Below are 21,587 nucleotides of genomic sequence, written 5' to 3' on the forward strand. Positions count from 1 at the left end.
AGGCTGAGCCGCGTGACGCCGTACGTTCTGATCAAGGGGCCCGAGCAGGTGCTCGCCGACCGCGCGCTGAGTGCCACGCTCGAGGACGTACGCCGAGTGGATACCGAGGTCATCCGGCTCACCGCCGAGACGTATCAGCGGGGCGACCTGCAGATCCACGCCTCGCCCAGTCTCTTCGGCGGCCACAAGGTCCTGGTGGTCCACGACCTGGACGAGGGCGGTGACGACCTGATCGACGACCTGACCTCGCTGGTCAAGGAAGGCGTCGACGACCTCACCGTGATCGTGCTGCACAAGAGCGGCAACCGCGGCAAACGGGCGCTGGATGCGTTGAAGGCGGCCAAGGCCCGGGTCATCGAGGCACCCGAGATCAAGACCGACCGGGCGAAGTCGGACTTCGTCACCAACGAGTTCCGGGTCGCCGGCCGCAAGGCGACGCCCGATGCGGTGCGGGCGCTGGTCGAGGCGGTCGGCAAGGACGTGCGCGAACTAGCGGCGGCCTGTCAGCAACTGGTCGATGACACCAGCGGACTGATCGACGCCGACGTCGTGGAGACCTACCACGGCGGTCGCGTCGAGGCGACCGGGTTCCGGGTCGCCGACGCCGCGATCGCGGGGGATGCCGGGGCCGCACTGACGCTGCTGCGCCACGCGGTCGCCGCCGGGGTCGACCCGGTGCCGATCGTCGCCGTACTCGCCAGTCAATTGCGCCAAGTGGCACGGGTCGCCACGGCCGGTGGCGGCAACTCCCAAGCGCTCGCCGGGAAATTGGGCATGGCACCGTGGCAGATCGATCGCGCGCGCAAGGCGGCGGCCGGCTGGGACGGGGTCCGGCTCGGGCGGGCGATCCAGGCGGTCGCCGCCGCGGACTTCGACGTCAAGGGCGGAGGTCGTGACCCGGTCTTCGCGGTGGAGCGGGCGGTCCGGGTGATCGCCGCCGAGCGAAACGGGCGGGCTGCCTTAGGAGTCGGGTAGTTGGGCGAGCAGCGCCCGTACCGCCGGGCTTGGGCTCGTGCCGCGCCACGCCACCCCCAGGCTGGATCGCGCCGCAGGATCCGCTAACGGAACTATCGCAACCTCGCTCCACCCGGTCGCTGTCGTTGCACTCACGACGCCCACGCCAACTCCGCGCGCGGCCAACCGGCGCACGAACGACGGTGTCGAGACTTCCCACCGAACGTCGAACTCCACAGCGTCCCGGGCAGCGACGGAGTCGAGGGCGCTGCGAGCACCGGTGCCGGGCGGCAGGCAGATCAGCGACGTCCGTCGCAGTTCCCGCGGCTGGACCCGAGCCCGCCGCGCCCAGGGGTGGCCGGGCGCCACGACCACGACGAGGGGATCCTCGACGACCATGCGGATCGACACGTCCTCCGGTGTGCGGCCCGCCCAGGCGGCGACGATGAGGTCGAGACCCCCGTCGCGTAGCTGAGCAAACAGGTCTTGGGAGGTGCCTTCCACCAACCGCAGGTCAACTCCGGGGTGAGCCTGATGGATGGCGGCGACTGCGTCGAAGAGGGGATCCCATCCCAGGCCCGTGACGGTGCCGACCCGCAATTCGCCGATCACCAGGCCACGCGCGGCGGCCGCCGTTTCTCCGACCGCGTCCACCGCGGACAGGGCCTCGCGCGCTCTGGTGAGGATCCGTTCTCCGACTGGTGTCAGGCGGACGTGACGGGTACTGCGCTCGAACAGCGTCAGGCCCAGTTCGCGCTCTAGCTTGCGGACCTGGGCACTCACGCCCGACTGCGCCACGAGCAGGTGCTCAGCTGCAGCGGTGAAGGAGCCGGTGTCAGCGACCGCGACGGCGTACCGCAGCTGGTGAAGTTCCATAACTGCAAATGCTAGATCGGATCAGATATAGATGTTGGACTTCGGAGTGCTCGCGCCCGCAGAGTGGAGACGCGAAAGGAGAACGAGATGACAACCTCCAGTAACACCGTCGGCGTCAAGACAGTCGACGTACCAATCCGGCTCGACATCGATTCCATGGCGCCGCAGTTCTCGCGGGCCTTGAGCGGCCTCGATAAGGCAGCGGGCCGCGAAGCCGATGCAGCGGGAATTCCCACGGGCCTGCGGGAACTGATCCGGTTGCGGGCATCGCAGATCAACGGTTGCGCTACTGCGTGGATCAGCACACGAGAGCTGCCGACGCGGCCGGCGAGAGTACAACGCGGATTGCGGCCACCGCGGTGTGGCGGGAGTCGGGGTTGTTCACCGCCACTGAACGCGCCGCCTTGTCGCTCACCGAGTCGATCACCACCGTCGCACAGACCCACGTTCCCGACGAAGCGTGGCGCGAGGCCGCGGTCGTCCTCACCGCCAGCGAGTTGAGCGCCGTCATCGCTCTCGCGGTCACGATCAACGCCTGGAACGCGGTCGGGGCGTCGACCCGCGCCTGGCCGGTCGAACCGTAACCGCTCACAAATCACCAAGGAGATTGCTATGACTACCGACACCGAGACCACCCGCCAATTGGTCACCACCTACTTCGAGTCGTGGCGGGACCACGACTGGGACACGCTGCGGACCACGCTGGCTGACGACGTCGACTTCGTTGGCGTCATGGGCACAACCCGCGGCGTCGATGAGGCCATCGCCGGTCTGACGGGAATGGCCGAACACGTGATGAAAGGCCTGGTGCTGAAGGCCCGGGTCGTCGAGGGTGCCGACGCGGTCACCTGGTTCCACTTGGTCACCGACGACGCCGAACTGCCCACGGCGAATTGGAGTCACGTCGAGGACGGGAAGATCAGCCGGATCCGGGTGACCTTCGATCCCACGCCACTCAACGCCGGAGCATGACGCCTGATTTGGGTGGAATCCCGGGGCGCTGGTAACTTTGGCTCTTGGCGTGCGGACTCTGGTCGTGTGCGCACGTAGCAGTAAAACCGAGGCTCATTCGCCGGGTGTCCCCACGCCCCATCCGTGAGTCCCGGGTGTCGCCCTCAACGACAACCGCCAAGGCCCTGCGGCCGTGGCACCAGACCGACAGACCAAGGAATACGTAGTGGCAAACATCAAGTCCCAGCTCAAGCGGATCAAGACCAACCAGGTCCGCACGGAGCGCAACAAGGCCTACAAGTCCGAGTTGCGCACCTGGATCCGCAAGACCCGCGAAGCGGTCGAGGCCGGCAACAAGGACGAGGCGCAGCAGTCGCTGGCCCTCGCGTCCAAGAAGCTGGACAAGGCCGTCTCCAAGGGCGTGATCCACAAGAACCAGGCCGCGAACAAGAAGTCCGCGCTGGCCAAGCAGGTCAACGCGCTCTGATCGCGCATCCGCAAAGCCGCCGCTCCTGCTTCGGGACGGCGGCTTTTGCGTTGCCCTCGTGCGATAACCTGGGTGCATGCAGCGCGTGCTTGGCCTTAGCACGCCGCGGCGGTCACGCTGAGTGAGCAGACCCCGCGGCGAACCCCTCGATGCCCGAGGGGTTTTTTGATGCACCGGCACGGAACCACCTTCAAGAGAGCAGCAGATGACTGAGGTAACCAGCCCGACCGTCGCAAGCGAGACCGGCGACCAGCCGCCGCACCGGTACACCGCGGCCCTGGCCGGGCAGATCGAACGCACCTGGCAGGACTTCTGGGACGAGCACGGCACCTTCGAGGCGCCCAACCCGACTGGCCCCTGGGCGGACCCCGCTGCGCTCCGCGACCGGCCCAAGTTCATGCTGCAGGACATGTTCCCCTACCCCTCCGGGGCCGGGCTGCACGTCGGGCACCCGCTGGGGTTCATCGCCACCGACGTCTATGCGCGCTACCAGCGGATGACCGGGCACAACGTGCTCTACATGATGGGCTTCGACGCGTTCGGCCTGCCCGCCGAGCAGTACGCCGTCCAGACCGGTCAGCACCCCCGCAAGACGACCGAGGACAACATCGGCACCTACAACCGGCAACTGCGGCAGTTGGGCCTGTCGCACGACAAGCGCCGCGCGTTCGCCACGATCGACCCGGACTACTACCGCTGGACGCAGTGGATCTTCCTGCGCATCTACAACGCGTGGTACGACGAGCGCCTGGGCAAGGCGCGACCGATCGAGGACCTGGTGGCCGGGTTGGCCGACGGATCCATCCCCACGCCGACCGGTGCGGCCTGGGGCTCGTTGAGCGATGAGCAGCAGCGGGCGATCATCGACGACCGGCGGCTGGCCTACAAGTCCTCCTCGCCGGTGAACTGGGCGCCGGGTCTGGGCACGGTGGTCTCCAACGAGGAGGTCACCAACGAGGGTCTGACCGAGCGCGGGGACTTCCCGGTCTTCAAGCGCAACCTGCCGCAGTGGATGATGCGGATCACCGCGTACGCCGACCGGCTGATCGACGACCTGGACCACCTGGACTGGCCCGAACCGGTCAAAGCGATGCAGCGCAACTGGATCGGCCGTTCCACGGGCGCTTCGATCCGGTTCCCGGTGACCGGTTCGCAGACGCCGATCGAGGTGTTCACGACGCGTCCGGACACCATCTTCGGGGCCACCTTCATGGTGCTGGCGCCGGAGCATCCGTTGGTGGATGAGATCGTGCCCGACGCCTGGCCGCAAGGATCGCTACCCGCGTGGACGGGACAGGCGAGTTCGCCCGCGGAGGCGGTGTCGGCGTACCGTCTGGCGGCCTCTCGCAAGTCGGATCTGGAACGGCAGATCGACGACAAGGCCAAGACCGGTGTCTTCACCGGCGCCTTCGCGACCAACCCGGTCTCGGGCGCGATGGTTCCGGTCTTCATCGCCGACTACGTGCTGATGGGGTACGGCACCGGCGCGATCATGGCCGTCCCCGCGCAGGACGCCCGTGACTGGGACTACGCCACCGCCTACGACCTGCCGATCATCCGCACGGTGCAGCCCACCGACGGTCACCCGGAGGACCAGGCGTTCACCGGTGAGGGGCCGGCGATCAATTCCGCCAACGAGCGAATCTCGTTGAACGGCATGGGAATTGCTCAGGCCAAGGCCGCGATCATCGACTACCTGCAGGCGGAGGGGATCGGCGAGGGGACTGTCACCTACAAGCTGCGTGACTGGCTGTTCAGCCGGCAGCGCTACTGGGGCGAGCCGTTCCCGATCGTCTACGACGAGGACGGTGTCGCGCACGCGTTGCCGGAGTCGATGCTGCCGGTGGAACTGCCGGAGGTCGCGGACTACTCGCCGAAGACCTACGACCCGCTGGACGCCGACTCCGAGCCGGAGTCGCCGCTGTCGCGCGCCACGGACTGGGTCGAGGTCGAGCTGGATCTGGGCGATGGTGTGAAGAAGTACCGCCGCGAGACCAACACGATGCCCAACTGGGCCGGATCCTGTTGGTACGAGATCCGATACACCGATCCGGCCAACCACGACCGGTTCGTCGACCGGGGCTGCGAGGAGTACTGGATGGGCCCGGGCCGGGGCACCGGTCTGGGCGTCGCAGGTGACCCCGGCGGCGTGGACCTGTACGTCGGTGGGGTCGAGCACGCCGTACTGCACCTGCTGTACTCCCGGTTCTGGCAGAAGGTCCTTTTCGACCTGGGGGAGGTCAGCGCCAGCGAGCCGTTCCGCCGGTTGATCAACCAGGGTTACGTGCAGGCGTATCACTACCGCGACGCCCGCGGTCAGGTCGTGCCCGCAGCCGAGGTGGTGGAGCAGGCCGACGGCAGCTACACCTGGAACGACCAGCCGGTGACCCGCGAGTACGGGAAGATGGGCAAGTCGCTGAAGAACGTCGTCACGCCCGATGAGATGTGCGAGCAGTACGGCGCGGACACGTTCCGCGTCTATGAGATGTCGATGGGACCGCTGGAGATGTCCCGGCCGTGGGAGACCCGGGCGGTCGTCGGCGCGCAGCGTTTCCTGCAGCGGCTGTGGCGCAACGCGGTCGATGAGCACAGCGGCCAGGTCCGCGTCGTCGACCAGGCGCCCTCGGCCGACCTCGAGCGGTTGCTGCACAAGACCATCGACGGGGTGCGCGCCGACTACGGCAACCTGCACTTCAACACCGCCATCGCGAAGCTGATCGAGCTGAACAACGCTGTCACCAAAGAGGATTCGCCGTCCAGAGAGGTGGTTGAAGCGCTGGTGCTGATGACGGCCCCCGTGGCGCCGCACGTCGCCGAGGAACTGTGGCAGCGGCTTGGTCACGGGGATTCGCTGGCGCATGCCGCGTTCCCGCAGGCCGACCCTGCCCTGCTGGTCGAGGACACCGTCACCTGCGTCGTGCAGATCGCCGGGAAGGTCCGCGACCGGTTGGAGGTGGCGCCGGATGTGAGTGAGGCGGACCTGCAGGCTCTGGCGTTGTCCAGCGCGAAGGTGCAGGCAGCGATTGACGGTAAGACGGTGCGCAAGGTGATTGTGCGCGCACCGAAACTGGTCAACATCGTCGCGAACTGACCACGCGCTCATGCGTGTAGCGGTCGTCACCGACAGCACGGCGTACCTGCCGCCGGATCTGCAGTCCGCGCTGCGGATCTTCACCGTGCCGGTGCACGTCATCGTCGATGGTGTGTCGTACGACGAGGGCGCTGACTACCTGCCCGCCGATCTGACGGCCGATCTGCTCGCCGGCAAGCGCGTCACGACGTCCCGGCCGTCGCCGGGAGTCTTCCTGCAGGCGTACGAGCAGATCGCCCAGGAGGGGTACGACCAGATCGTCTCCATCCACCTGTCGTCGGCGGTCTCGGCCACCGTGTCCTCGGCCGACATCGCGGCGCGATCGGCCCCGATCCCCGTACACACCGTGGACAGCGAGACGCTCGGCATGGCCATGGGCTATGCCGTTGCCTCGGCCGCGCAGGCCGCGCAGGCGGACGAATCGCCGGACGTGGTGAGCAAGGTGGCACTGGATCGGGCGAGGTCCGCGTGCACGTACTTCTACGTCGACACCCTTGAGTACCTGCGCCGCGGCGGCCGGATCGGTCGGGCGTCGCAGTACTTCGGATCCGCCCTCGCCATCAAACCGCTGCTAGAAGTGCGCGATGGCCAGGTCGAACCACTGGCCCGAGTACGAACCTCCACCAAGGCGATTGCGCGGCTGGAAGAGCTAACCCACCAGGGCATTTCGGGGATGGATTACTCGGCCGGCGTCGACGTCGCGGTGATGCATCTGGCTGCCCAGGACCGCGCCGAAGACGTTGCCCAGCGGTTGGCTGAGAACGGTCCGGACATCGCCCGGATCATCGTGGTGGAGGTGGGTGCGGTCGTTGGCGCGCATGTCGGCCCGGGCATGATCGCGGTCGCTGCGTCACCTCGGCTGGCGGGATACCCCGGTGTGCCTTCCACGGACTGAACGGGCTCACCGATAGCCCTCCCGCCAGCCCAGCGGCTCGGCTAGATTCAGGACAGGAGGCCCGGTGGATCAAGGAGGATCCACACCGCCGGAGGCGGTGCGCGGTGGGTCCCGAAGGAGCCAGCAGTGAAGAAGATCATCAACGACCCGTCCGAAGTCGTCGCCGAGGCCCTCCAGGGAATGGCGTTGTCGCATCCCGAACTCACCGTTGCGACCGACCCCGATTACATCCGGCGTGCGGATGCCCCGGTCAAAGGCAAGGTAGCGCTGGTCTCGGGAGGCGGCTCCGGTCACGAGCCGCTGCACGGGGGGTTCGTGGGCTACGGCATGCTCGATGCCGCTGTACCCGGGCCGGTGTTCACCTCGCCCACCCCCGACCCGATCGTCGATGCCACCAAGGCGGTTGACGGTGGAGCCGGCGTCCTGCACATCGTGAAGAACTACACCGGCGACGTCCTGAACTTCGAGACTGCCGCCGATCTCGCGCTCGCCGACGGTATCGAGGTGCGAGCGGTCGTCACGAATGACGACGTGGCTGTGAAGGATTCGCTCTACACCGCTGGGCGTCGTGGTGTCGCGGGCACTGTGTTGGTGGAGAAGATCGCCGGCGCGTCGGCGCAGCGCGGCGATGACCTGGACACGGTCGCCGGGATCGCGGAGAAGGTCAACGCCCAGGTGCGCACGATGGGTATGGCGCTCACGCCCTGCACCGTGCCGCACGCGGGTGAGCCGAGTTTCGAACTGGCCGAGGACGAGTACGAACTCGGCATCGGCATCCACGGGGAGCCCGGCCGGGAGAAGCGGGCGATGGAACCGGCTGACGCCATCGTGGACCGCATGATGACTGCGGTAGTGGAGGACCTGCCCTTCGAATCGGGTGACAACGTGTTGCTGCTGGTCAACGGGATGGGCGGCACTCCACTGGTCGAGCTCTACATCGCGTTCCGGCGGGCCCACGCGTTCCTGGCCGAGCGCGGGATCACGGTCACCCGTAGTCTGGTCGGTAACTACACGACCAGCCTTGAGATGCAGGGGTTTTCGGTGAGCGTATTGCGATTGGACGACGAACTGACCCAACTATGGGATGCGCCGGTGCAGACCGCCGCCCTCCGCTGGGGGCGATGAGCAGTGGCTCTGAGTTCCCAGTGGGTCCGTGACTGGGTGGCACGTAGCGCCCAGCACATCTCGGACAACCGCACGGAGTTGATCCGGCTCGATCGCGAGATCGGGGACGGCGACCACGGCGAGAACATGGACCGCGGCTTCAAGGCGGTCTCTGCGAAAGTCGGCGAGCTGCCTGCTGACGCGTCGCCGTCCGATGTGCTGAAAACCGTTGCGACCACACTCATCTCGACTGTCGGAGGTGCGTCCGGGCCGCTGTACGGAACCGCGTTCCTGAAGGCGTCGCAAGCGGTGAAGGATCATGCCGAGCTCGACAGCGCGGCGGTCGTCGACATGCTTCGAGCAGCGCGCGACGGGATCGTCTCTCGCGGCAAGGCCGAGGTCGGTGACAAGACCATGGTCGACGCGTGGAGCCCGGCGGTCCAGGCCGCAGAGGACGCACTGGCGCAGGAAGCCACCGAGCAGCAGGTGCTCGCGGCCGCCGCTGACGCTGCGAAAGCGGGTTCGGAGAAGACCGATCCGCTCATCGCCCGGAAGGGCCGGGCGTCCTATCTGGGAGAACGGGCGATCGGGCACCGTGACCCGGGTTCGGTGTCCTCGGCGCTGCTGTTGATGGCCGCCGCGGAGGTGTCTGCGTGACTGTCGGTCTGGTCGTGGTGTCGCACAGCGCCAAGATCGCGCAGGGCGTGGTCGACCTGGCCGCCCAGATGGCTGCCGACGTCCGCATCGTCGCCGCGGGTGGCACCGACGACGGTGGCATCGGCACCAGCTTCGAGAAGGTCCAGCAGGGTCTGACCGAAGCCGAGAGCGGCGATGGCGTTCTGGTGCTGTGTGATCTGGGCTCTGCGGTCATGACCGCAGAGACTGCCGTGGAATTCGTCGACGACCCGTCGGCGGTCGCGATTGCCGACGCGCCCCTGGTCGAAGGCACCATCGCGGCCGCCGTGCGTGCCCAGGGCGGCAGTGACCTTCACGCCGTTCGCGCTGCCGCCGAAGAGGCGGCGGCTGCGTCTTCGCCCTCAGCCGCACCCGATGCCTCGGCCGATCCTGATCCCTCGGCTGCTCCTGATTCGTCTGGCGGCGAGGTCTCGCGGTCGGTCACCGTGGTCAACGAGGTTGGCCTGCATGCTCGACCTGCTGCACTGTTCGTGCAGACGGCGGGGCAGTTCGATGCCGAACTCACCGTCAACGGGGCCGACGCCAGCAGCCTGTTGGAGGTCATGAGTCTCGGCGCTCGGAAGGGCACCGAGTTGCAGTTGACGGGTACCGGACCGCAGGCCCGCGAAGGCGTCGACGCTCTGGCGGAGCTCGTCGAATCCGGTTTCGGCGAGGACTGAGTTCTCCACAGGGTCACCGGTTTTCAGGTCGCACCCGGCAGGTTGTCCACACCGGCTCGTCCGACGGCTGACCCGGCGGGTAGCTCGACCGTAGCGTCGCAGCTATGTCTGCGCGCGACCCCGAACCCGACCGGCTGGCGGCTGCGTTGGCGGAGTTGGAGGCGGTCCGGCGAGTGCCCGGCTGGCTACCGGAGCCACCCGAGCGCGAGCCTGCCCGCCGGGCGGTTCGGAGCGCCCGGCGCCGCGGACCGCGTCCTGACCTACCACCTCCGGACCAATGGCGGTACGCCGATCCAGCCGCCCCCGAGCCCTCACCACCCCTCACTCGCTCGACGCTGCCCGTCAGCCGCGCCGCGCGCCGGGCGGCGGCCTCGGCCGAGTCTCCACCGCTGATCAGAATCCCGGTTGCGTTTCGGCAGGCGCGGGTCGGCCCCGGTCGGTGGGCAGTGTTGGGTGTTGTCGTAGTGGCGTTGGTGGCGATGTCGTTGTTCGCGACGCGCGCATTGCTGGCGCGGGCCCACAGCCAGCCGCAGACCTTCAGCGCGCCGGTGGCGACGTCAGGTCGTTCCGCCCAGCCGATGGTGACCGGTGAAACCTCCTCGCGGGCAACGTCATCGGGAGGTGGTCTGGCGACCAGCAGTGTCGCTGCCCGGATCGAGGTGCATGTGCTCGGCCAGGTCGGCAGGCCGGGCGTGGTCACGGTGTCTGCAGGTGCTCGAGTGCAGGACGTGGTGCGCGCCGCCGGCGGCTTGCTGGCCAGCGCCGACCTGACCCGGGTCAATCTCGCGCGGCACGTGCAGGACGGCGAGCAGATCGTGGTTCCCCGCCCGGGGCAGGAGGTGACGACGGCTCCCGGGCCCGCTGCCTCGACGGCCACCGGTGCTTCGGCGTCGGCCAGTCCGGTGGATCTGAACGCCGCGGACGCAACGGCGCTGGACACCCTGCCCGGGGTGGGTCCGGTGCTCGCGGCCCGGATCGTGGCGTACCGCGAGGCCAATGGTCCGTTCCGTAGTGTCGACCAATTGGATGAGGTCAGCGGCATCGGCGCCAAGTTGATGGAGCAGCTGCGGCCGCTGGTCCACGTGTGAGCAGGCAGGCCGAGCACCGGCAGACGTCACACGACCTACGGCTGCTGCTGGCGGCTGGGGTCGGGTGGGTCAGCGTTCTCGTCGCGCTGCGGTTGCCGTCCCTCGGGGTCGTCGCCCTGGCCGGCGGGGGAGTGCTTGCGGTGGCGATCGGCGCGTGGCGGGTCAGGTGCGGCGGACGTGAGGAGGTCATGACCAGAGAGTCACGCGCCTCGGTGGTCCGCCGGTGGCAGGCGCTGATGCTGGTCGGGTCCGTGGTCACGTGCCTCGTGTTCGTCACCGGATGCCAACGGATCACCAGGAGTGCGGGCCCGATTCCCGCTGCCGCCCAGTCACATCGGGTGGTCAGCGTGGACGGTGTCGTGCAAAGCGATCCGCGACCCATCGCCGGGGCCGCCGGTCGCACCCTGCTGCTGGTGCGCGTCGAGTGCACGCAGGTGACTCTCGATGGGCGACGCAGCGAGGTGAGGTCACCGGTGCTCGTCTTCGCCGATGACAGGTGGAGTGGCGTCACCTGGCACGAGACGCTGCGATTTCGCATGCGGCTGAAGCCACCTGACAGTACCGCCGACGATGTGGTCGCACTCGGCTCCGCCAGCGGTGCCCCGCAGGTTCTGGCCCGGCCGGGTCCGCTGACGCAGGCTGTGGAGCAGCTGCGGTCCGATCTTCGCGAGGTGACCGCCCGGTTACCGGGTGATGCTGCCGGGCTGGTCCCTGCGATGGTCATCGGAGACACCAGCAGGATCAGTCCGCAGCTGTCGGCCGACATGCGCGCGACCGGGATGACCCATCTCAATGCTGTGTCCGGGTCGAACGTGGTGTTCGTGATGATGGCCATCACCTGGGTTGCGGGATGGCTGCGGGTCCGCGCCCGGTGCCGGATGCCTTGTGTACTGCTCGGACTGGGACTGTTCGTCCTGCTGTGTCGTCCGGAGCCGAGTGTGCTGCGAGCAGGCGTCATGGGAGCGATCGCCGGGCTGGCAATGACCTGGAGTGGTCGGCGCGCGGGCCCGGCGGCGCTGGGGGCCGCAGTCGTCGTACTGCTGGTCTTCGATCCCTGGCTGGCCGGCTCGTTCGGTTTCGCGCTGTCCGTCCTGGCTACTGCGGGGTTGATCTTCTTCGCCCGGCCGTGGGGTGCCGCCCTGGCGGACCGACTGCCGGCGCGGCTGCATCCAGTGGCCGACGCCGTCGCGATCCCGCTGGCGGCACAAGCGGTGTGCGGCCCGGTGATCGTCCTGCTGCAGTCCTCGGTGAGCATCGTCGGCGTACCGGCAAACCTCCTGGCCGCGCCGTTGGTCGCGCCGACCACCCTGGCTGGGGTTGCGACGGTGGTGTGTGCTCCCTTCGGGTCGGTCGCGGCATGGCTACCCGCGCACGCGGCGGCAATTCCGGCTGAGGCGATCGCGTGGATCGCGCACACGTTCGCTCGGGTCCCCGGCGGTTCACTACCGTGGCCGGCCGGCGCACCGGGCGCCCTTCTGCTGGCGGCGCTGACGCTGGCCGCACTGCTCAGCGGGCCGTGGGTCATCGAGAGATGTCGCCGTCATCCGGGCGCCCCCGCTGCGGCGGTCGTTGTCGTCCTCGCGCTGCTGGTGCCGGTCCCCGGATCGAATGACGTTCCACCGCAATGGGTTTACGTGGCCTGTGATGTCGGTCAAGGAGATGGCGGTGTCATCAACCTCGGGGACGGGCGGGCCGTGGTGATCGATACCGGACCTGATCCGGACGCGATTGACGGCTGCCTACGACGGTTGGCAGTGAGCAGGGTCGAGACCGTGGTGTTGACCCACTTCCATGCCGACCACGTGGACGGACTCGCCGGTGTGCTCCGCGGCCGAGCGGTCCGCGAGATCGTCACGACTCCCGTCGATACGGCTGGCGGGGCGGGCACGGAGGAGGAGCCTAGTCGGGAGCCACAGGTGCGCTCAGTGGCTGCTGCGGCCGGGGTTGCGATCCGCACGGTGCGTACCGGAGACGTCCTGACGTGGGCGCCAGATGTGGTCGCCAGCGTGCTGTGGCCGGCGCGCACGATCGATGCTGGATCGGTTCAGAACAACGCGAGCGTGACGTTGGATCTGCGCGCTCACGGGCTGCGGCTGCTGATGACCGGAGACCTTGAACGAGAAGCGGACACAGCGGTTCTCGGGGAGTTGAGCGCAGAAGGTCAGCCCCAGTTCGACGTACTCAAAGTGGCCCATCACGGTTCGAGGAATCAGTTGCCAGCCCTGGTCGATGCGGTGCGCCCCAGCGTCTCGGTCATCAGTGTCGGAGCGGGCAACGATTACGGGCACCCAGCGCCGGCGACGCTGGATCTGCTTCGGTCGGTCGGCTCGGCGGTGTTCCGCACGGACCTGGGCGGTGATGTGATCGTGTCGGGTACGTCGGGTGCGGTGCAGGTGCGCACCAGCCGGTGAGTGCTCACGAGGTCAGCCGTCGAGGGGTAGGACCTCGGGCAGTCGGCCCAGCCCGTCGGCGACCGGGATCGCGGCCAGCAGTCGGCGGGTATAGGGCTGCGCGGGATGGTTCCACACCTGCTCGGTAGGTCCAGATTCGACGACCTTGCCCTGGTACATCACCAGAACCCGGTCCGCGATGAGGCGAACGACAGCCAGGTCATGGCTGATGAAGAGCAGAGACGAGCCGGTCTCGCGGGCGACCGTCTGCATGAGGGTCGCGATCCTGGCTTGCAGTGAAGCGTCAAGAGAGGCGATGGGTTCATCACCGATGAGCAGGTCGGGACCGGTGGCGACGGCCCGGGCGATCGCCACCCGCTGACGTTGGCCGCCGGAGAATTCATGCGGATACCGATCGGCAGCGGACGCCGGCAGATCGACTTGGTCCAGCAACTGGGCGACCGTCGGGGCGGAGCCGGGGTGGATACGACGACTGTCCTCCAGTTGCGCACGAACCGTCCGGCGCGGATTGAGCGAGGCGTACGGGTTCTGGAAGACCATCTGGATCCGAAGTAGCGGCCGCGGGCGTCGCGCGAATCCAAGACGAGTGACCGGTTCGCCGCCGAAGTCGATGGCTCCGCCGCTCAGCGGCTCCAGACCGCAGATCGCCCGGGCGAGGGTGGACTTGCCGCACCCGGACTCGCCCACCAGGCCCACGACTGCGCCTGGCTCGACATCGAAGGAGACCCCGTCGACGGCGGTCAGTCGTTTGCCCATGCCGAGCTTGTAGGTCACCGAGACGTCTCGCGCATGCAGGGTTGGCCGTTGTGCCACGCCGTCAACCATTCTGACCCTCCCCGGCGGTATCCTGGTTCGCCGCTTCGATCCGGTCCGGCAGGGCATCGATCAGGGACCGGGTGTAGTCATCCTGCGGATCGGTGATCACCTGTTGACGGGTGCCGTGCTCCACCACCGAACCATTACGCATGACCGTGATGGTGTCGGCCAGGGCTGACATGACTCCCAGGTCGTGGGTGATCAGGACGATCCCGATCTTGAGGTCGTCGCAAACCTGGCGCAGGAGACGCAGAATTCCCGCTTGAACCGTGACGTCGAGCGCCGTCGTGGGTTCGTCGGCGATGAGCATCCGGGGGTCGCAGGCCAGGGCGCTAGCGATGCAGATCCGCTGGAGTTGACCGCCGGAGAACTGGTGGACGTACTTGTCCAGTGCTGCTTCGGGATCCGGAACCTGCACCCGCTGCAGGAGGTCGCCGGCGCGCGACAACGCCTCTCGTTTACTTACGCCTAGGTGGTAGCGCTGATGGTCCGTCAGCTGCTGTCCGATCGACAGCATGGGATGCAGCGATGCGGTCGGGTCCTGGAAAATCATGCTGATCCGGTGACCACGCAGCCGGTTGAGGTCTTTCGAGCGGAGTCCGAGCAACTGCTGGCCCTCGAAACGGATCGAGCCCGAGGTCGAGGCCCGCGAGGGTTGCAGACCGAGAACGGTCATCCCTGTCATCGTCTTGCCCGACCCGGATTCGCCGGCAAGGCCGGTGACGGTTGCAGGTGGTGCGATCAGGTCGACGTTCTTCAAGATCGGTACGCCGTCGATCGACAGGCTCAGCGCTTCGATCTGCAGACCCTCAGAACTGTCGGTCACACCGCCCGCCCCCCAACGTTGCGCCGGGTGCGCGGGTCCAGAGCATCCCGCAACGCGTCGCCGAGGAAGTTGAAGGCGATCACGATCGAGAAGATCGCGAGGCCCGGGAAGGTGGCCAACCACCACTGCTGGAAGTTCTGGACGCCGTCGCTGACCATCGCGCCCCACTCGGGCGTCGGCGGGACGCTGCCGAGACCGAGGAAGGACAAACCGGACAGGAGCAGGACGGCTGTGCCGAAGTCCATCGTCGCCAGGACACCGATCGGCGCGACGATGTTCGGCAGGATGTCCCGCGTCAGCGATCGAAGGGAACTGGTCCCAAGGAGTCGACTAGCGACGACGTACTCGTTGTTCTTGGCTCCGAGCACCATTGATCGGGTGATGCGGGCGTACATCGGCCAGCTCACCACCAGCACGGCGAGGACGGCGTTACGCAACCCCGGTCCGAGCGCGGCAGTGACCACCATTGCCAGGATGATCGTCGGAAACGCGAACACCAGGTCGGCGATCCGCATGATGACCTCGTCGACCACCTTTCCGAAGTAGCCGGCGATGGCACCGAGCGTCCCACCCAGCACCATGGACAGCAGGACCAGCAGCACGGACAGGGGCAGGGTCACGCGCGCGCCTGCAATCAGCCGCGAGAGGACGTCACGGCCAAGGGCGTCGGTACCCATCCAGTGCTCGGCCGACGGTGCCTGCAGTACGTCGGCGCTGGGCGCCAGCGGGTCGAAAGGTTCCAGCCACGGACCGAAGATGACCACGACGAGCCAGAAGAGGACGATCGCCGCCCCGACGATAGTCAATGGTTGGCGCAGGGTTCGGGGCACCCGCGGCCGACGCCGGACAGCCCGCCGTGCGACGTCGTCGGGTGACTCGTTGCCCGCGCTGCCCTGCGCCGGGCTGGGGTTCGCGGAGACGGTCATTGCGTCCTCACCCGCGGATCGATGAAACCGTACAGAAGGTCCACCACCAGGTTGATGAGTACGTAGAAGACGCCGACGACGACCCCTACTCCCATCACCGCGTTCAGATCGAGAGTGGTGGCCGATTTGTAGGCGTACTGCCCGAGGCCGTTCCATGCGAACACCGTCTCGGTCAGGACCGAACCGGACAGCAGAGAACCGAAGGTGAGACCCACCATCGTGAGAATGGGCAGCAATGCAGCGCGCAGCACGTAACGTCGCGTGACCGTACGGGAGGGAAGTCCTTTGGCCCGGGCGGCGGTGATGTAGTCATTGCCCAACACGTCCAGAATGGCCGTCCGGCAGAAGCGGGTCAACAACCCCATGCAGTAAAGGATCAGGACGGTGGCGGGCATGATGAGATGCGCGAGGGCCGAGCCCAGGACCGCCCACTGCCCGGCGAGCGTTGCGTCGACCGTGTAGAGCCCGGTGACGTGCGGCGGCGGGTTGTACTGATTGTCCAGCCGTCCAGAACCCGGCAGCCAGTCCAGTTTGACGAAGAACAAGTAATACATCACCAGGGCCAGCCAGAAGGTGGGGATGGAGATTCCTACGAGGGACAGGGTGCGGGCGACCTGGTCGAAGAATCCTCGGTGGCGCATCGCGGCGTACAGCGCGACGATCAGCGCGAGAATCGTCGAGACGACGAGCGCCGACATCGCCAGTTCGACCGTCGCGGGGATCGCATTACCCAAGTCGGTGGCCACCGCGTTGTGGGTCTGGGAAGAGACGCCGAAGTTGAAGTGGGCCAGCCGTTGCAGGTACATCAGGTACTGCTTGGGCAGCGGCTGGTCCAGGCCGTAGGTGTGTTTGAACTCGGCAACCACTTTCGGGTCGGATGCCGCCATCTCACCAAGTGCGGCAGCGGCTGGGTCGGCAGGCACCAGATTGGTCAGCACGAACGTCACGAGGGTCACCCCGAGGATCAGTACCGCACTGATCACGAGACGGAGGGCGATGTATCTGCCGAGAGGGTGCCGCCCGAGAAACGCTCGCCAGCCGGAGACTCGGACCCGCTGCGCGGCCTGATCGGGCAGCGGGTCCGGCCCCTGCGGTGAGAGTTCGTCGTCTCTCAGTGCGGTGAGAGGCTCAGGAGATTCCGGCAAGGTCGATCCCGGTGACCGGGTTGTCGGCCACGTTCTTCAGGCTGGAGGACACCACCAACAGGTTGGGCGGCAGGAACAGCGGGACGAACGGACCGTCGATATTCATCTGCTTCCACAGCGCCTGGTAGGCCGCATCCCGGGCCGAGTCACCGACGGCTGATTCCGCTGCCGTGGCCAACTTCGCGTCGTCAGGTGCTTGGGCTGAGGTCCACTGGGCACGCTTGGCCAGACTCTGGCCAGGGGTGAAGACCAGGTAGTCCGCGGGATCGGGGTAGTCCGCGCCCCAGTAGGCGATGCCGGCCTGTTGCTTACCGGAGCGGAAAGCGGTTAATGCCGTTGCGCTCGGCTGGGGATTGAGCTTCACGTTGATGCCGGCTGCTTGGAGGTTGGACTGCACCACCTGCGCGACGTTGGCCAGGTTGTAGCCAACATCCGAGGGGTACAACATGTTGATCTGCTGGCCGGAGTACCCGGAGTCCTTGAGCAAGGTCTTTGCCTGGTTGAGGTCGAACGAATTCGCACTGTCGGACTTGAGAGCACCCAGGAAACTGTTCGGAACCAAGCTGCCCGGCTGTACCGCGCCCGAGCCGGCGACCTTGAGCACCGCGTCGTAGTCAATGGCGTGCCGGACCGCCTGAATGAACTTCACGTTGCTGACCGGGCCGCCCACCGACGGGTTCATGTTGAACCAGGAGAAGATCGTGATCGTCGATTCCCCCTGCTGCACCTTCGTCTTTCCCGAGTCCATCCCCGACGCCTGGGTCGGATCGAGCGACGTGGCGATCTGTGCCGCACCGGCTTGCAGGTTCGCCTTCGCTGTCGCGGGCTGCACGTTCTCGATGACGACCCGGGAGTAGTGCGGCTTGGTGCCTGTGTAATGCGGGTTAGCGGTAAGCACCACCTTCGAGGTCACGTCGTAACTGGAGAGCATGTACGGGCCTGAGCCTGCGGAGGTCTTGTTCAGGTAGGCCTCGGCCTTGTCATTGGTGTCGGTCGTGCCGCCGTTTTGCTTGACGATCTTGCTGTCCACGATGCCCAAGGACGGGTTGGGCAGGATGTAGGGCAGTTGCGGGTTCGGGCTCGCCGACGTCAGCGTGATGGTGTTGTCGTCAACCTTCTTCACGGTGACCCCGTCCAGCAGGAAGGACGGGTTGCCTTCGATGCCCTGGACCCGCTGGTAGGAGTAGACGATGTCGTCCGCGGTGACCGGATCCCCGTTGGAGAACACGTGCTTGCCGTTCATCTTCAGGGTGAGGACTTTGTTGTCGTCAGACACGCTGTAGGTGCACAACACCGGCACGATCTTCTTGACGCTCGCACCGTCGAATCCGATTGCGGTCTGGTAGATCTGGTGATCGACCAGGCTGCCGGTCAGCTCGAAGGCCCGCGCCGGGTCGGAGGTCTTCAGGTCGAAGGAGTTGTCAACCACCAGGGTGCTGGCGCTGTTGTTGCTGTCGCCCGTGCTTCCGCCTCCGGCGGTGCCGTCGCTGCACGCCGCGAGCGTGAGCCCGAAAACAACGGTTGCCACAACCCCGATTGCCCTGGGAGTTCCCATGGTTGACCCTCTCCATCACGGCGGGCGCGACCCGTCGTCGTCGCCGCAGTTGCCAGTGGAGACGAGCTTAGGGGTGGGCTTGGATCGCGTACGGATCCACATGTGTAGTTTGTGTAAACATTCTCTGGGCGTGGCCGACGGCGAGTACTGAGGTGCGCCGTTGTAGCGCGAATACCCCTGCGCCACGACGGGTTTGGTTGCTCTGCCCGCGCGTCGTGCGCACCAGCCGGTGAGTGCTCAGCCCGCCTGGGGAACGAGGGCGACGGACTGGGCGGCCTCCGTCAGCGCATTGAGCGTGGCGGCCACGGCGGGCACCCGCTGCAGATCGGGGGTGGTGACGGCATAGACCGCGCGACGGGAGGACTGCGCGATCGGAACGGTGACGATCCCGGGGTTGCTGATGGAGTGGGAGATCAGGTCCGGCATCAGGGCGACGCCCAGACCTTCGGCGATCAGACCGGACACCGCGACGTTGTCCTCGGTCTGGAAGGCGACGTCCGGGCTGAATCCTGCGGTGGCGGCCAGCGCCAGGAGGTGACCACGACATCGTGGGCAACCGGCGATCCACGGTTCGTCCGCCAGGTCGGCCAGGTTGACTTCGGCTGCGGAGGCGAACCGGTGATCTCGGGGCAGCGCGATTTTCACCTGCTCATCCAGGAGCTTGATGACCTCGAACGGCTCCATATCGTCCTCACCGCGGCCCAGATCGGTGCCTTCGTAGGCGAACGCCACGGCGACGTCGCACTCACCGGCCCGTAGGGCGGCCAAGGATTCCGGTGGCTCGGCCTCGGCAAAGGTCACCTGGATGTCCGGGAAGCGCTGCTTCACCAGGGCAAGTGCGCGGGGGACCATCGTGGAGGACGCCGAGGGGAACGCCATCAGGCGCACCCGCCCCGCCCGCAGTCCGGCGATCGCTGCGACCTCCGACTCGGCCGCCTCGAGGGCAGCCAGCACGGGACCGGCGTGCCGGGCCAGAACGGCGCCGGCCTCGGTCAATCGGACATTGCGACCCAGCCGCTCCACCAGCACCGTCCCGGTGCGCTCCTCGAGGCGGCGCACCATCTGCGAGATGGCGGGCTGGGAGTAGCCCAGGGACGCGGCGGCAGCGGTGAAACTGCCTTCTTCGGAGATGGCGCGGATCACCCGCAGGCCGGCGGCATCGATCATGGCTCCATGATAACGCAACTCATAAGTCTTGGTTATGTCGATCGCGATGGTTCGCGATTTCGGTAATGACCGGCTCCGGTGGTGGCGAACGGCTGCGGGAGAGGTGTGACACTGGAGAGGTGACCGATCCATCCGTCGCCAGGGAAGCGATTGCGAGCGCGGTAGCGGCCGGCGGGGTGACCGTCCTGTCGGGTGCGGGCCTGTCGACCGAGTCCGGAATCCCGGACTACCGCACGGCAGCGGGGGAACGACGCATCCAGCCGATGACAGCGGCTGAGTTGTTGGCGACTCCGCAGGCGCGGCAACGGTATTGGGCCCGCTCCTACGTGGGGTGGCCACGCTTCGCCGCAGCGCGACCGAACGTCGGACATGAAGCGGTCACCCAACTGCAACGCGCGGGCCTGGTCGGCACGGTCATCACCCAGAATGTCGATGGCCTGCACCAACGAGCAGGCGCCCGCGATGTCGTCGAGTTGCACGGAAACCTCGACCGGGTCGTGTGTATGGCCTGCGGTCAGCGCTTCCCGCGGGAACTCATCGACGCCTGTTTCGAGGTCCTGAACCCGGGTTTCGACCGATCCGCCGACGCCGCCTTGCGACCCGACGGTGATGTGGCACTGGATGACGAGGAGGTGCGCGCCTTCAAGGTCGCGCATTGCGCTGCGTGTGGTTCGGACCTGCTCAAACCCGACGTGGTGATGTTCGGCGAGTCGGTGCCGCGCCCGCTGGTGCAGGACTGCTTCGAGGCCGTCGAAAACTCCCGTTCCCTCCTGGTTCTTGGCTCCTCACTTGCCGTGATGTCCGGGTACCGCTTCGTCCGGCGGGCCGCCGCCCTGGGTATCCCGGTGCTGGCGATCACGCATGGTTGGACCCGCGGCGACGCCGAACTCACCGCCAAACTCGACGCACCGTTGGGCCCTTCGCTGGTCGAGTTGGTGAAGGCCGTTGGCGACCCGATCAACGCCTGAGCGTCAGATCCGCCGCAGGACCGCCGTCACCTTGCCCAGGATCGTCGCGTCCGTGCCGTCGATCGGCGAGTACTGCTCGTTGTGTGGCAGCAACCACACCTTGTCGGCGGTGCGCTTGAACGTCTTGACCGTGGCTTCGCTGTCCAGCATCGCTGCCACGATGTCACCGTTGTCGGCGGTCTGCTGTTGACGGACCACGACCCAGTCCCCGTCGCAGATCGCGGCGTCGACCATGGAGTCGCCGACGACCTTCAGCAGGAACAAGTCCCCTTCGCCGACCAACTGCTTGGGCAGCGGGAAGACGTCTTCGACAAGCTGCTCGGCGAGGATCGGGCCACCAGCAGCGATCCGGCCCACCACGGGGACGTACGACGCGGCGGGGCGTTCGTCGCCGACTCCCGTCTCGTCGTACGCAGTGCCGTCTGTTGTGTCGTCTGAGGCGGTCCGTGCGCCGTCCGCCGCCGCCTTGCGCCGCCGTTTGCCCGGGGCGTCATCGAGCGGAAGAACCTCGATGGCGCGGGGCAGATTCGGGTCCCGGCGGATGTAGCCGAGTCGCTCGAGCATGGACAACTGGTGGGCCACTGAACTAGGGCTGGTCAAGCCGACCGCCTCACCGATCTCCCGCAGACTCGGCGGATACCCGCGCCGCTGGACCGAACTGCGGATCACTTCAAGCACCTTGCGCTGCCGCGTCGTCAGCCCGCGGCCGTCGCGTCGCTCCGGCATCTCGTGGATCTTGCCCATCAGGTCCGTCTCCCTATCTGCGAAACCCGCCGAATGACGCGGCGAGCGATGTTGTCGGTGGTCGCTGGTGTGCTGTGTCCATGAAGACAACGGCCGTGGGATTCAGGCTAGGGCGTTCGCACACGAGTTCCAAACATGTGTACGACGCGTGTCGCCGGGACAGTGGTGCCGAAATGGTCAACGAACCCACGATCGAACCTTGCCTGTCTTCGAACAAGCGTGCTATAC

At 67.0% G+C, this 21,587-nt stretch carries 20 protein-coding genes; 12 read left to right on the plus strand and 8 right to left on the minus strand.

The genetic code is table 11. The features are described 5' to 3' along the window. The first annotated feature begins 3 nt into the window (after window positions 1-3). On the plus strand, window positions 4-975 hold the full coding sequence (gene holA, locus DR843_RS03865; RefSeq protein ID WP_109684190.1) for a DNA polymerase III subunit delta: 972 nt from the start codon (window positions 4-6) through the stop codon (window positions 973-975). Here the strand turns inward: holA and DR843_RS03870 are convergent. Continuing rightward, entirely contained in the window at window positions 961-1,830 is an 870-nt protein-coding gene (locus DR843_RS03870) for a LysR family transcriptional regulator (RefSeq protein ID WP_109684191.1), read from the minus strand. The genes holA and DR843_RS03870 overlap by 15 nt on opposite strands. 293 nt (window positions 1,831-2,123) lie before the next feature. Between DR843_RS03870 and DR843_RS03875 the strand changes: the two genes are divergently transcribed. The 10 genes from DR843_RS03875 to DR843_RS03920 all read left to right on the plus strand — a co-directional run bounded on the left by DR843_RS03875 (window position 2,124) and on the right by DR843_RS03920 (window position 13,212). Then, window positions 2,124-2,414: a carboxymuconolactone decarboxylase family protein gene (locus DR843_RS03875; RefSeq protein WP_342767144.1), complete on the plus strand. Its 291-nt coding sequence runs from the start codon at window positions 2,124-2,126 to the stop codon at window positions 2,412-2,414. Window positions 2,415-2,442: 28 nt separating this feature from the next. Further along, the gene (locus DR843_RS03880) at window positions 2,443-2,802 is read left to right on the plus strand and encodes a nuclear transport factor 2 family protein (RefSeq protein ID WP_109684192.1); all 360 of its coding nucleotides are present in this window, start codon (window positions 2,443-2,445) and stop codon (window positions 2,800-2,802) included. A gap of 205 nt (window positions 2,803-3,007) precedes the next feature. Continuing rightward, window positions 3,008-3,268, plus strand: a complete 261-nt coding sequence (gene rpsT / locus DR843_RS03885) for a 30S ribosomal protein S20 (RefSeq protein ID WP_109684193.1) — start codon at window positions 3,008-3,010, stop codon at window positions 3,266-3,268. Between the two features lie 205 nt (window positions 3,269-3,473). Next, a complete protein-coding gene (gene leuS, locus DR843_RS03890) occupies window positions 3,474-6,359 on the plus strand; it encodes a leucine--tRNA ligase (RefSeq protein ID WP_109684194.1) in 2,886 nt (961 codons plus the stop codon). A gap of 10 nt (window positions 6,360-6,369) precedes the next feature. Next, window positions 6,370-7,254, plus strand: coding sequence for a DegV family protein (locus tag DR843_RS03895; protein WP_109684195.1), 885 nt, complete (start codon window positions 6,370-6,372; stop codon window positions 7,252-7,254). Window positions 7,255-7,380: 126 nt separating this feature from the next. After that, window positions 7,381-8,379 (plus strand): dihydroxyacetone kinase subunit DhaK, encoded by a 999-nt coding sequence (gene dhaK / locus DR843_RS03900; RefSeq protein WP_109684196.1) that lies wholly within the window; start codon window positions 7,381-7,383, stop codon window positions 8,377-8,379. A 3-nt stretch (window positions 8,380-8,382) separates the two neighbouring features. Continuing rightward, window positions 8,383-9,015, plus strand: a complete 633-nt coding sequence (gene dhaL, locus DR843_RS03905) for a dihydroxyacetone kinase subunit DhaL (protein WP_109684197.1) — start codon at window positions 8,383-8,385, stop codon at window positions 9,013-9,015. Next, a complete protein-coding gene (dhaM, locus tag DR843_RS03910; protein ID WP_109684198.1) occupies window positions 9,012-9,713 on the plus strand; it encodes a dihydroxyacetone kinase phosphoryl donor subunit DhaM in 702 nt (233 codons plus the stop codon). The genes dhaL and dhaM overlap by 4 nt, the downstream gene beginning before the upstream one ends. 104 nt (window positions 9,714-9,817) lie before the next feature. Continuing rightward, on the plus strand, window positions 9,818-10,801 hold the full coding sequence (locus tag DR843_RS20480) for a ComEA family DNA-binding protein (RefSeq protein WP_245933975.1): 984 nt from the start codon (window positions 9,818-9,820) through the stop codon (window positions 10,799-10,801). After that, on the plus strand, window positions 10,798-13,212 hold the full coding sequence (locus DR843_RS03920; protein ID WP_109684199.1) for a ComEC/Rec2 family competence protein: 2,415 nt from the start codon (window positions 10,798-10,800) through the stop codon (window positions 13,210-13,212). Before DR843_RS20480 ends, DR843_RS03920 begins: the two co-directional genes overlap by 4 nt. 12 nt (window positions 13,213-13,224) lie before the next feature. On the opposite strand, the gene DR843_RS03925 is transcribed toward DR843_RS03920, so the two are convergent. The 6 genes from DR843_RS03925 to DR843_RS03950 form a co-directional block, all read right to left on the minus strand. Next, window positions 13,225-14,025, minus strand: coding sequence for an ABC transporter ATP-binding protein (locus DR843_RS03925; RefSeq protein ID WP_245933976.1), 801 nt, complete (start codon window positions 14,023-14,025; stop codon window positions 13,225-13,227). A 4-nt stretch (window positions 14,026-14,029) separates the two neighbouring features. Continuing rightward, on the minus strand, window positions 14,030-14,854 hold the full coding sequence (locus tag DR843_RS03930; protein ID WP_109684200.1) for an ABC transporter ATP-binding protein: 825 nt from the start codon (window positions 14,852-14,854) through the stop codon (window positions 14,030-14,032). Beyond that, a complete protein-coding gene (locus DR843_RS03935) occupies window positions 14,851-15,780 on the minus strand; it encodes an ABC transporter permease (protein WP_109684201.1) in 930 nt (309 codons plus the stop codon). The genes DR843_RS03930 and DR843_RS03935 overlap by 4 nt, the downstream gene beginning before the upstream one ends. Further along, window positions 15,777-16,763, minus strand: a complete 987-nt coding sequence (locus tag DR843_RS03940) for an ABC transporter permease (protein ID WP_245933977.1) — start codon at window positions 16,761-16,763, stop codon at window positions 15,777-15,779. The genes DR843_RS03935 and DR843_RS03940 overlap by 4 nt, the downstream gene beginning before the upstream one ends. 145 nt (window positions 16,764-16,908) lie before the next feature. Beyond that, a complete protein-coding gene (locus tag DR843_RS03945; RefSeq protein WP_170119736.1) occupies window positions 16,909-18,453 on the minus strand; it encodes an ABC transporter substrate-binding protein in 1,545 nt (514 codons plus the stop codon). Window positions 18,454-18,717: 264 nt separating this feature from the next. Next, window positions 18,718-19,647 (minus strand): LysR family transcriptional regulator, encoded by a 930-nt coding sequence (locus DR843_RS03950; RefSeq protein WP_109684203.1) that lies wholly within the window; start codon window positions 19,645-19,647, stop codon window positions 18,718-18,720. Window positions 19,648-19,766: 119 nt separating this feature from the next. Between DR843_RS03950 and DR843_RS03955 the strand changes: the two genes are divergently transcribed. Next, window positions 19,767-20,615: an NAD-dependent protein deacetylase gene (locus DR843_RS03955; protein WP_245933978.1), complete on the plus strand. Its 849-nt coding sequence runs from the start codon at window positions 19,767-19,769 to the stop codon at window positions 20,613-20,615. 3 nt (window positions 20,616-20,618) lie between these two features. Here the strand turns inward: DR843_RS03955 and lexA are convergent, their stop codons facing one another. Further along, window positions 20,619-21,359: a transcriptional repressor LexA gene (gene lexA, locus DR843_RS03960; RefSeq protein ID WP_109684205.1), complete on the minus strand. Its 741-nt coding sequence runs from the start codon at window positions 21,357-21,359 to the stop codon at window positions 20,619-20,621. Window positions 21,360-21,587: the final 228 nt, after the last annotated feature.

The sequence above is a fragment of the Branchiibius hedensis genome (assembly GCF_900108585.1).
Lineage (GTDB): Bacteria > Actinomycetota > Actinomycetes > Actinomycetales > Dermatophilaceae > Branchiibius > Branchiibius hedensis.